At 45.5% G+C, this 11,805-nt stretch carries 9 protein-coding genes; 2 read left to right on the top strand and 7 right to left on the bottom strand.

Translation table 11 applies throughout. The annotated features are described in order from the left end of the window. Window positions 1–110: 110 nt before the first annotated feature. The 7 genes from panD to sfsA all read right to left on the bottom strand — a co-directional run bounded on the left by panD (window position 111) and on the right by sfsA (window position 6,250). Window positions 111–491 (bottom strand): aspartate 1-decarboxylase, encoded by a 381-nt coding sequence (gene panD / locus HFU86_RS14995; RefSeq protein WP_006659325.1) that lies wholly within the window; start codon window positions 489–491, stop codon window positions 111–113. 180 nt (window positions 492–671) lie between these two features. Continuing rightward, window positions 672–1,535 carry a pantoate--beta-alanine ligase gene (gene panC / locus HFU86_RS14990; protein WP_187129586.1) on the bottom strand — a complete coding sequence of 288 codons (864 nt, stop codon included), beginning with the start codon at window positions 1,533–1,535 and terminating at the stop codon, window positions 672–674. A 34-nt stretch (window positions 1,536–1,569) separates the two neighbouring features. Beyond that, the gene (gene panB, locus HFU86_RS14985) at window positions 1,570–2,361 is read right to left on the bottom strand and encodes a 3-methyl-2-oxobutanoate hydroxymethyltransferase (RefSeq protein WP_036952616.1); all 792 of its coding nucleotides are present in this window, start codon (window positions 2,359–2,361) and stop codon (window positions 1,570–1,572) included. 66 nt (window positions 2,362–2,427) lie between these two features. Further along, window positions 2,428–2,910, bottom strand: a complete 483-nt coding sequence (gene folK / locus HFU86_RS14980; RefSeq protein WP_108478344.1) for a 2-amino-4-hydroxy-6-hydroxymethyldihydropteridine diphosphokinase — start codon at window positions 2,908–2,910, stop codon at window positions 2,428–2,430. 71 nt (window positions 2,911–2,981) lie between these two features. Continuing rightward, a complete protein-coding gene (gene pcnB / locus HFU86_RS14975) occupies window positions 2,982–4,508 on the bottom strand; it encodes a polynucleotide adenylyltransferase PcnB (protein WP_207910782.1) in 1,527 nt (508 codons plus the stop codon). A gap of 379 nt (window positions 4,509–4,887) precedes the next feature. Further along, window positions 4,888–5,343, bottom strand: a complete 456-nt coding sequence (dksA, locus tag HFU86_RS14970; RefSeq protein WP_006659320.1) for an RNA polymerase-binding protein DksA — start codon at window positions 5,341–5,343, stop codon at window positions 4,888–4,890. A 190-nt stretch (window positions 5,344–5,533) separates the two neighbouring features. Next, window positions 5,534–6,250 (bottom strand): DNA/RNA nuclease SfsA, encoded by a 717-nt coding sequence (sfsA, locus tag HFU86_RS14965; protein ID WP_187129585.1) that lies wholly within the window; start codon window positions 6,248–6,250, stop codon window positions 5,534–5,536. A 161-nt stretch (window positions 6,251–6,411) separates the two neighbouring features. On the opposite strand from sfsA, the gene hrpB reads away from it, so the two are divergent. Then, the gene (gene hrpB / locus HFU86_RS14960) at window positions 6,412–8,871 is read left to right on the top strand and encodes an ATP-dependent helicase HrpB (RefSeq protein ID WP_187129584.1); all 2,460 of its coding nucleotides are present in this window, start codon (window positions 6,412–6,414) and stop codon (window positions 8,869–8,871) included. 211 nt (window positions 8,872–9,082) lie between these two features. Further along, window positions 9,083–11,620 carry a bifunctional glycosyl transferase/transpeptidase gene (gene mrcB / locus HFU86_RS14955; RefSeq protein WP_187129583.1) on the top strand — a complete coding sequence of 846 codons (2,538 nt, stop codon included), beginning with the start codon at window positions 9,083–9,085 and terminating at the stop codon, window positions 11,618–11,620. The last annotated feature ends 185 nt before the right edge of the window (window positions 11,621–11,805 follow it).

The raw sequence follows: 11,805 nt of genomic DNA, 5'->3' as shown, positions 1-11,805 counted from the left end.
GAAAATCAATTTATTGATTTTCGCCTGATAACACAAAGAGGGAAAAACCACGCTTTTATCCCTCTTTGTCATCAACTTAATGCCCCTAATAGGGGCATTTCTATATTAAATTAAGCGACTTGTACCGGTACCGCTTTAGCAATGCGGCTCATGGTGTTGTTCGCATCAAAGTAAGCCACTTTGGGTTGATGCTGGCGGGCTTCTTCATCAGGTAACATGCCGTAAGTGCAAATAATCAGCTTATCGCCAACCGCAGCGCGACGTGCCGCAGCACCATTGACAGAGATAATTTTAGAACCGCGTTCCCCTGCAATCGCATAGGTTGAAAAACGTTCGCCATTATCCACATTATAAATATCGATAGCTTCGTATTCTAAAATACCGACGGCATCTAAGAAATCCTGATCGATAGCGCAAGAACCTTCATAGTGGAGGTCAGCTTGAGTGACGGTGGCACGGTGGAGCTTGCCTAATAGCATTTTTCTTTGCATTTCTTCTTCCTTATTCTTCCTCATTGCTGCCACAGCGTTGTTGGCTGCGCGCTCTTGCCCTAGTCACATACTTATGTATGTTCCTAGGGTCGCGTTTACTTGCCGCCTAGCTGTGACATGAATGAGTTTGAATAAATCTTAGAGGATTCAAACTTAAATCTAGGCGAAAGTATTTTGTTTTTAAGCGATATCGAGCGGTAACTCGACTTGCAGATTGTCGATTAAACGGGTTTGACCTAACCATGCAGCCATTAAAATCACGGCGCGGCGGCTGGAAACCGTCAGTTCGCCGAGGTTATCGGCATCGCGAATAAAGAGTTCGTCAGGGGTAAATCCTGCTTGGCGCAAAGATTCTTCCATTTCACCAATTAAACCGGTTGCTGCCGCGGGAGAGTCCGCGAGCTTCTCACCTGCTTTTTGCATAATCGCAAACAGCTGAGGGGCAATTTTTAGCTCATCGGCAGACAGATTATTATTGCGTGAACTCAGGGCTAAACCATTCTTAGCGCGAACGATAGGGACACCGACAACTTGAATATCGAAAGAAAGGTCAGTCACCAATTTACGCACTAACTGAAGCTGTTGATAATCTTTCTCACCAAATAATGCGATATCAGGCTGCACGAGATTGAATAGCTTGGTCAGCACTGTCGCAACGCCACGGAAATGCCCTGGACGGCTAGCGCCTTCTAACATGGTAGAAATTTCAGGTACTTCAACGTAACTTTGGTTGTCCATACCTTCAGGGTAAAACTCGGCGGCAGACGGTGCGAAAACTAAATCGACACTTTTACGTTTCAGTTTTTCGCAATCTTCCTGCAAGGTACGAGGATAATTGGCTAAATCGGATTGACGGTCAAACTGCATTGGATTGACAAAAATGCTAGCAATGACAATGTCGGCTTGCTGTTTAGCTTGGTCAATCAGTGTCAGGTGCCCATCATGTAAATTGCCCATCGTTGGGACAAACGCAATACGTTTGCCTTCTTGTTTCCAGCGACGAATTTCACGGCGCAAGATTGGCGATGTTTCAACGATCCGCATACTTCCCATCCTTATCGTTATATTTCATACAGAATTACGAAAATGAGTGAGCGTCACTCGGGTAAATTTCTTGCTCAACTTCTTGAATATATAGGCGAATAGCATCGTGAATATTGCCTGCTTCAGCCAAAAAGTTTTTCGCAAATTTTGGTGGTTTGGCGGTGATCCCTAACGCATCATGCATCACGAGAATTTGCCCGTCAGTGCCATTACCGGCACCAATTCCAATGACAGGTAACAGTAATTCTTCAGTGACTTGGTTCGCAAGGGATGTCGGTACGCATTCAAGAACCAACAGCTGAATGCCTGCATTCTCGAGAGCAATCGCATCTTTGATAAGCTGATTGGCAGTGACTTCATCACGACCTTGGACTTTATAGCCCCCAAGTACATTTACCGCTTGTGGCGTTAAGCCTAAGTGACCGCAGACTGGTACGGAACGTTCACACAGCATTTTGACGGTTTCACATAGCCAGCTGCCACCTTCGATTTTCACCATATTCGCACCAGCTTGCATCAAAATAGCGGCATTGGCACAGGCTTGCTCAGGCGTGGCATAACTCATAAAAGGCATGTCGGCGATGATAAATGCGTTAGGGGCGCCTTTACGTACGCAGCGAGTGTGGTAAGCAATCTGCTCGACAGTGACAGGAAGGGTACTGGTTTCGCCTTGGATAGTCATACCTAAGGAATCACCAACCAGCATCACTTGGATACCTTGCTCAGCAAACAGTTGAGCAAAACTGGCATCGTAGGCTGTAATGGTAGCGAATTTGTGTTTCTCTTTTTTATATTGACACAAATCAGCGAGAGAAATGGGTTTCATTAAAATAACCTCCGGAAATGATTTCTCTTATGACCATACCTGAACGAGGTTAAACACATTAGGAACTTATTCCCAAAGCATTAGGCCATTTTGAGGGACGTGTGTAAGTCTTTCTGACAGTTTTTCACCATCAGGAAAAATCAGGGAAGGGGTAATGTCACTGAGCGGGTACAGCATAAATTCACGCTCTTTTAGCCCATAATGTGGAACAGTTAAGCGCTCGGTGTGGATCACTCGATTGCCAAACAGCATGATATCGAGATCTAATGTTCTCGGTCCCCAGCGCTCATCTTTGCGAACGCGTCCTAAATCCAATTCAATTTTTTGGGTATGATTGAGTAAGTCTTCAGGTTCAAGTTCGGTTTCCAGCAAAACTGCCAGATTGAGAAAATCAGGTTGATCCTGTGGGCCGAGGGGCTTAGTTCGATAAATAGAAGAAGTGCTCACAACGCGAGTGCTTGGAATCGCATCTAATGCGGCGATCGCTTGTTGTGCTTGCTTCAGTGGCTCGCCTAAGTTGCTGCCAATGGCAATGTACACTTGCTCCATCTCTTTATCTCTCTATCTTAATCTCTCTATGGTGATCGCAGCGACCGCTTAAGCCGCTACGATGAATACCATCATGATTTATTTGGTTTTCTATTACCGGATTGTGATGAACGATGCGGACGCTGGCGGCGACGAGTTGGCGCACTACCGAGCTCTGAGATCATTTCACGCTGTTTCTGTGCATTAGCTTGTTGGAAGTCATTCCACCATAAAGCGAGTTCTTGTAGCTCATTACGGTGTTCCACATTGGCTCTAAGCTCTAATAAATCAAAGGCAGCACGGAATTTCGGGTGCTCCATCAATTTATTCGCACGACGCCCTTGGCGACGAGGTAAGCGTAATTGCAACATCCAGATATCACGCATGGTGGTGGTGATACGTTTTGGGATTGCAATTGAGCGGCACTGTTCATCCAGTACATCATTCATTGCCAGCGCAAAGGCATCATAGTAAGCGAGACCGCCTTCCTGTGATAGTTTCTCTGCATGTTCAGTGACGGGATACCATAACATGGCTGCAAATAAAAATGCAGGATTGACGCGCTTATCATTTTTTAGTCTGAAATCGGTGTTTTTTAACACTTGTTCAATGACTTTTTCCATTGGTGAATCACCATTCTCAGTGAAGCGGCTCGCAATCACAGGGAACAGTTGTTCAAACAGATGGTACTGATTCAGCATTTTATAGGTAGCGTAGCCATAACCGGCTTGAAGTAATTTTAATGACTCTTCAAACAGTCGTGCAGAAGGGATTTCACGCAGCAATGGGGCTAAGCGATGAATCGGCTCTGCGGTATTTGGCTCGATACGCATATTCAGCTTACAGGCGAAGCGCACGGCGCGGATCATCCGAACGGGATCTTCACGGTAGCGTGTTTCCGGGTCGCCAATCAGACGAATAACGCCTTCTTTTAAGTCTTGTAATCCATTGACGTAATCGCGTACGGAGAAATCATCAATGTTGTAATACAGGCTGTTGACGGTGAAGTCACGGCGGATAGCATCTTCTTCAATGGAACCGAAAATATTATCGCGAAGCAGCATGCCATTTTGCGCTTGAGATGACAGATTTTTATCATCGACTTCTTGGTCGTGGTGACCGCGGAAGGTGGCGACTTCAATAATTTCTGGACCAAACATAATGTGCGCAAGGCGGAATCGACGACCAACCAGTCGACAATTACGAAATAGCTTGCGAATTTGTTCTGGGGTTGCATTGGTGGTGATATCGAAATCTTTTGGCTTTTGACCTAATAACAAATCACGCACACCACCGCCAACTAAATAGGCTTCGTAGCCATTTTTATTAAGGCGGTACAATACTTTTAGTGCGTTTTCACTAATGTCATCACGCGAAATTATGTGTTGAGCGCGTGGAATAACGGTAATCGATTCTTGTTTCGTCACGGATGTTCGCTTCTGTGTTTGAGCATCGGAACGTTTAGAGGGACGAACCGTTTTCTTTGTTTGTCTCGTATTCTGGTCATGTCTAGTATTCTGCTCATGCCGAGTTTTCCTCTCAGATTTTTTCTCTGATGCAGAAGGAGTGACTGGCCTTTCACCGGCTGCCTGTGTGTCTCGCGCACCACGCTTTGGCATCGAGTCCTGTTCCGCGGACGATGCTGGTTCATTGCGAGATAAAATATTGCGGCAGAAATTTGCTACTCGGTTAAAAATAGTACACCTCGATGTCATTACATAGATTCATTAAACAAAATAAGCGGCTAATCATAGCTCACTGAAGTTTCTTTGAGAATGGTTAAACGAATAAAAGTCATGGCTAATTATTTTTTATATCAATTAACTCAGTGAATATTATACAAATTGTAGCTTTTTGCGCGAGACGCAAACGATAACAAATGTAGAGAAAATGAGAGAAATAAAGACGAGGAAAAGAGGAGTTTAAACTTTTTTTGAGGGTGCGAATCCTTATAACGGCGCAGGGTTAATGCGCCGTTGAGGACTCCCAAAACAACTATTAGCCAGCCATCTGCTTTTCGCGGATTTCTGCTAATGTTTTACAGTCGATGCACAAATCTGCTGTTGGACGCGCTTCCAAACGACGGATGCCAATTTCCACACCACAAGATTCGCAGTAGCCAAAATCTTCATCTTCAACTTTCTTCAGCGTCTTTTCGATCTTCTTGATCAATTTACGTTCGCGGTCGCGGTTACGTAATTCGAGGCTGAATTCCTCTTCCTGAGCGGCTCTATCAACGGGGTCTGGAAAGTTAGCTGCCTCATCTTGCATATGAGTAACAGTCCGGTCCACTTCATCTCTGAGTTGATTGCGCCATGCTTCGAGAATGAGCTTAAAATGCGCCAATTGGGCTTCGTTCATGTACTCTTCGCCAGCCTTCTCATGATAGGGCTCAACCCCGGCAATGGCGAGAATGCTTAAGGACGATGTCTTACGTTTTTGCCCTTCTTGCATAATGCTTCTCCTACACACGCAAATTTTACAAAAACCCCAAGGGGGAAAATTTAAGGTCGCTATAAATATCAGAAGACAGCCGTCTTGGCAATCGTTCATGTGATGAGTTTTGTAATGCTGTGAAGACAAGCGTGTTTCTTCCCTTCTCAAGCACTCATAACTCGATGACCTTGTTTAAATATCGACTAAACTAAAATGACTTAGTCGGGGTGAAGCGAATTGATGTCCCTATTTGCATTTTTTGTTTAGATATATCCACTTGATAACACAGAACTTCGACGCCATTAGCTATAGCCTGTTCTAACAACGCTGCATATTTAGGATCAATATGTGCAGCAGCGGATATTACGTGGATACCGCTATGTAAAATGACAAACATAAGTATGGCGCGTTTTCCTTCTTTAGCAATCAAAGTCAGCTCTCTAAGGTGTTTTTGTCCTCGTATTGTCTGAGTATCAGGGAAATAGCCATGGTTATTTTCTAGCAAAGTCACTGATTTTACTTCAATAAAACAATCAGCTAAGCCCTCTTGAGTGAGTAAAAAATCAATCCGGCTGTTTTCACTTCCATACTTCACTTCAGGGGTCACTATACTGTAGTCAGATAATTCTGGAATATGCTTTTTTGCCAACGCTTCTGCCACTAATTGATTCGCCCGCAGCGTGTTAATACAAATCAGATGGTCATTCTTGGTTTGCGTTAGCTCCCAACTGTACGGATATTTTCGCTTTGGGTTATCCGAGGTGGAGTACCACACGGTATCTCCGGGGGTTGCACAGCCTGTCATTGCCCCCGTGTTTGCGCAGTGTATCGTCATTTCCTCTCCCTCGGGTGTGACGACATCCGCTAAAAAACGTTTATAGCGTTTAATTAATGTGGCTGATTTTAAAGGGGGGATAAATTCCATGTCTTCTCCGTTGACCGCGTTGTTCGTGACATAACATAGCACCATGCTATAGATGGACTTAGTTAATAGACAGTATTAATGCGTCATATTCGTTAATGCTACAATTTGTTAATGCTACAATGCTTCTCATAGAAAGTTAAACCTCATGGAGTTACCCCTTAGTGTTCCCTATCTTAGAAGTAAGTGATGACTTACTCGCTGCTCTAGCGAAATCCTCTCAAGTTCTGTTGCATGCGCCGACGGGAGCAGGGAAATCAACGGTATTGCCGTTAGAAATCCTCAAAAGTGGACAGATTGACGGGCGGATTATTATGTTAGAGCCGCGGCGTATTGCAGCACGCTCAGTCGCCGCTCGCTTAGCGCAGCAGTTAGGGGAATCGGTAGGGGAAACTATTGGGTTGCGTATGCGCTCAGAAAGCAAAGTGAGCGCAAAAACGCGTTTAGAAGTGGTGACGGAAGGGGTTCTCACTCGTCAATTACAAAATGACCCGATGCTTGAAGGTATCGGATTGGTCATTTTGGATGAATTTCATGAGCGTAATTTGCAGGCTGATTTAGGGTTAGCGCTGTTGTTGGATTCTCAGCAAGCACTGCGGGACGATTTAAAAATTCTGCTAATGTCGGCTACGCTGGATGATCAAGGGCTTAGCCAGCTATTTCCTGATGCGCCGGTGATCAGTTCACAAGGACGGACATTCCCTGTTCAACGAGAATATAAGCCTATCAATCCGAACAAACCGTTTCATCAAGAAGTCGCGAGCGCGGTTTGGCAACTGATGCAGCAACAAGCAGGCTCTTTGTTACTCTTTTTACCGGGAGTGGGCGAAATTGAGCGGACGAAAAGCGAGTTAGAAGGGGTAGTGACTGAAGATGTGATGTTGTGCCCAATGTATGGTGCGCTATCAATTCAAGCTCAGCAACAAGCGATTCTGCCTGCTCCTGAAGGAAAACGTAAGGTCGTACTGGCGACTAACATTGCGGAAACCAGTCTCACCATCGAGGGGATCCGTTTAGTGGTGGATAGCGGCTTTGAGCGCGTGGGACAATTTAATCCGAAAAGTGGGCAGACAAAGCTAATTAAAAAACGCATTAGTCAAGCTTCAATGACCCAACGTGCGGGGCGAGCAGGGCGTTTAGAAGCGGGTGTATGCTGGCATCTAATGAGTGCCGAACAAGCCGAACGTGCTGCACAATTTAGTGAAGCAGAAATCAATAATAGTGATTTAAGCGGGTTATGGTTAGCGCTCCTTCAATGGGGCTGTCACGACATTTCTCAGCTCCAATGGTTAGATGTTCCCCCTGAAGCGGCATTATCGGCAGCGAAAACCTTATTATTCAAATTAGGTGTCACCGATGCCCAAGGGAAACTCACGTCGATGGGCAATAAAATGGCGGGAACGGGAACGTCAGTGCGTACTGCCGCCATGCTGTATCACGCACAGCAAACTCAAAATAAATCTGTTATTCAACTTGCTGCATTATTAACGGCAATTATTGAAGAGCCTCCCCGTGGCGGAGTGATCGACCTACATACCCATTTAGAACGTCCGACGGAGAACTGGTGCAAACGCGCCTCTATCTTAAGTGGTGACAAGGTTACCCATTCTTTAGGAAAAGCCACTGGGTTGATTAGTGAGTGGTTACCAACATTACTATCCGCAGGGTTTCCAGACTACATAGCGAAATCCCGTGACCATCAAGCTCGTTATCAATTAGCCAGCGGGTTAGGGGCAACACTGAACGACAATGACCCGTTAATGGGGAGTGAATGGCTGATGGTGGCGGCATTATGGCAGTCAGAAACCTCGGCGGATGCACGTATCTCACTGGCATATCCTATTGAAATTGAAAAGCTTCAACAGGATTGCCCGCATCTTTTTAGCACTCAAGAGACAGTTGAATGGGATGAGCAGCGGGGGAGCTTACTGGCATGGCGGCGCTTACAATGCGGGCAGTTGGTCGTCAAATCTCAACGGCTGACTAATCCAGAGCCGGAAGAGATTAAAAATGCACTGGTTTACTGGCTTCAGCAAAATGGTTTGCAACAGTTAAATTGGCAAGAAAATACCCTACAGTTGCGTATTCGTTGTGAATTAGCGGCGCGTTATTTTCCTGACTCGCTATTGCCTGCAATGGATGATGAAACTTTACTCGAGACGCTTGATGAATGGTTAGCCCCTTATCTTAATGGTGTGACAAGCAAGAAAAAGCTGCAAGAGATTGATTTAATGAATTTATTATTGAATCGATTGGATTGGCAGCAACGCCAATGGCTCGACAGTACTTTCCCTGTGACCTATATCGCCCCTTCTGGGAGCGAGGTAAGTATTCACTACGCGCTAGACAAGCCACCCGTGGTTGAAATTCGCTTGCAAGAAGTGTTTGGTGAAAAAGCCAATCCAACCGTGGCAAATGGTAAAGTGACGTTAACATTATCGCTGCTTTCGCCAGCAAGGCGCCCTATTCAGATAACTCAAGATCTCGGTGCATTTTGGCAAGGGAGCTATAAAGAGGTACAAAAAGAGATGAAAGGGCGTTATCCAAAACATCCTTGGCCAGATGACCCTGCGAATGCCGAACCAACGCGACAAACAAAAAAAGCGATGATGAGTGCGAAATAACCTAATTTTGTGCTCTAATAACGGGCTGTAAATTAGGCAATGGCGCCCAATAGGCAGCGTAAGGAAGTGTAATTAGGAGCTTTCTTCCGTGAAATTCCTTGAATTATGAGCCAAAATTAGCCTTATGTTACACCTACGTATCTGTAGTTGTACTTGTGCATGTATAGTTAGATTTTAATGCCTATTTAGGTATAGGAGATATGGAGCGACCATGTCCGGTAAAGATTTTGAACCCATTGGCAGACGTAAAAGACGCCCTGCTGAGAAATCGTCATCCTCTTCACGCCGCCGTAGACACCGCGATGATTATGATGAAGATCTCTATGATGATGAAGATATTGATGATGAATATCTTGATGATGAAGACGATGAAGAAGAGCAAATGACCAAAAAAGGCTCAAAAAAGAACAAACCTCGCAAGAGTAAATGGCGCTGGTTCTGGCTGCTAGTTAAATTAATGCTGGTACTTGCAGTGATACTGGCGGCTTACGGTTTTTATCTAAACCAACAAATTAAAGAACGCCTTGATGGTAAGGTGTGGGATTTGCCTGCGGCGGTATACGGACGCATGGTAAACCTTGAGCCGGGTATGGATTACAGCCAAGCTGAAATGACCAACCTGCTTGAAGGGATGCAGTACCGTAAAGTCAGCAAAATCACCACATCCGGTGAGTTTGTGGTGAAAGGCAATACCATTGAAATTTTGCGTCGTCCATTTAATTTCCCAGACCAAAAAGAGGGGCAAGTCCTCGCGCGTCTGGTGTTTGAAAATGGCATGTTGAGCAAGATTGAAAATATTGAAAATGGGCGCTCGTTCGGTTTCTTCCGTTTAGATCCGAAACTGATCACCATGATGCAATCTGCGAATAATGAACAGCGTTTAGTGCTGCCAATGGCGGACTTCCCTGAATCCTTGGTGAAAATCCTCCTCGAAACGGAAGATAGAAACTTTTATGAGCATGATGGTGTTAGCTTATATTCTATCGGTCGTGCGGTGGTGGCGAACGTCACTGCGGGTCGTTCCGTGCAAGGGGGAAGTACCTTAACGCAGCAGTTGGTGAAAAACCTATTTTTAACCAACGAAAGAACCCTGAAACGTAAAGCTAACGAAGCCTTTATGGCATTGATTTTAGACTACAACTACAGCAAAGAACGCATTCTTGAACTGTATTTGAATGAGGTCTATTTAGGGCAAAATGGTAATGATGAAATTCGCGGCTTCCCGCTGGCGAGTTTGTATTACTTTGGTCGACCAATCAATGAGTTAAGCTTTGACCAACAAGCATTGTTGGTGGGAATGGTGCAAGGTGCATCAACCTTTAACCCGTGGACTAAGCCACAAAATGCGATTAAACGCCGTAATATTGTGCTTAAAATCCTTGAAACCCGTGGTGTTATCGATAATGAGATGTACCAAGTTTTGAGTGCTCGACCGCTTGGCGTGAAAAACAAAGAGGGGTTAGTCGCATCTCAACCCGCATTTATGCAGATGGTGAGACAAGAACTGAGCGAGAAGCTTGGGGATAAAGTTAAAGATCTCTCGGGTGCGAAAATCTTTACCACCTTAGATCCGGTGGCGCAAACGGCGGCGGAAAATGCAGTCGAGTTCGGCGTAGCTGATTTACGTAAAGCACGTAAATTGGATGATATCGAAGGTGCCATGGTGGTTGTCGACCGTATTAACGGCGAAGTTCGTGCGATGGTCGGTGGCTCTGATCCACAATTCTCAGGCTTTAACCGAGCGCTAAATGCCCGTCGCAGCATTGGTTCTTTAGCAAAACCACCGGTGTATTTAACGGCATTAAGTGAGCCAGACCGTTTCCGCTTAAATACGTGGCTATCCGATGAACCGCTGACCATCAAGGTCGGTAATCAAAGTTGGAGCCCACGAAACTATAGCCGTAACTTTAATGGCCGTATGATGCTGGTGGATGCATTAGCGAAATCACAAAATATTCCAACCGTAAACTTAGGGATGGAAATTGGTCTCGACCAAGTGATGAATACGTTTATCCGTCTAGGCGCGCCAGAAAGTGCGATGGAAAAAGTACCTGCGATGTTGTTAGGTGCGGTGAACTTAACGCCAGCTGAAGTGGCGCAAGTGTACCAAACCATTGGTGGCGAAGGTAATCGCGCAAAATTATCTGCATTACGTTCAGTGATTGATGGTGATGGTAAAGAGCTGTATCAAAGTTACCCATCCGCAGAGCGTGCCGTACCATCTCAAGCCGCTTATTTAACGCTATTTGGTATGCAGCAAGTGGTGCAGCAAGGGACTGGACGCGTATTACTGAATAAATATGGTAAATACAATCTGGCGGGTAAAACGGGTACCACCAACGACCTGCGTGATAGCTGGTACGCGGGTATCGATGGTAAGGAAGTGGCTATTGTCTGGGTCGGTCGCGATAACAACGGACCAACACAGTTAACAGGCTCAACAGGGGCATTACGTGTTTATCAGCGCTATTTAGATAACCAAACGCCACTGACACTGATCAACCGAGCGCCAGAAGGGATAACCGATATGCGTGTCATGATGGATGGTCAATTTAGCTGCTCTGATTTAGGTGGCGGCAGAATGTTACCAGTCTGGACTGAAGACCCTCAAAGCCTATGCCAAGGATCCGCATCGCAAGATCCAACGTGGAATTTGAATGGGAATGGTGAGGCGCCGCAAGAGGATGGAGCAGCTCCTGACTGGGTCAAAGATATGTTCGGCGATTCTCCGTCATCCCGCACGCCGTAGCGTTGTTGGCTGCGGTCGCTAACCCTAGTCACATACTTGTGTATGCTCCTAGGGCTTAGCTCACTTGCCGCCTAGCTACAACGCACGGGATTTAGGAGAATGATGAGTCTGATTGAAAAAGAAAACAGACCAGAAAATAGATAAAAAATAGGCGCCGTCTTTTGCAGATGGCGCCTATTTTTATG

It is taken from the genome of Providencia sp. JUb39 (assembly GCF_012272845.1).
In the GTDB taxonomy this organism is placed as follows: Bacteria; Pseudomonadota; Gammaproteobacteria; order Enterobacterales; family Enterobacteriaceae; genus Providencia; species Providencia lanzhouensis.
The sequence above is the reverse complement of the archived record's forward strand: the minus strand, read 5'-3'. Positions and strand labels throughout refer to the sequence as shown.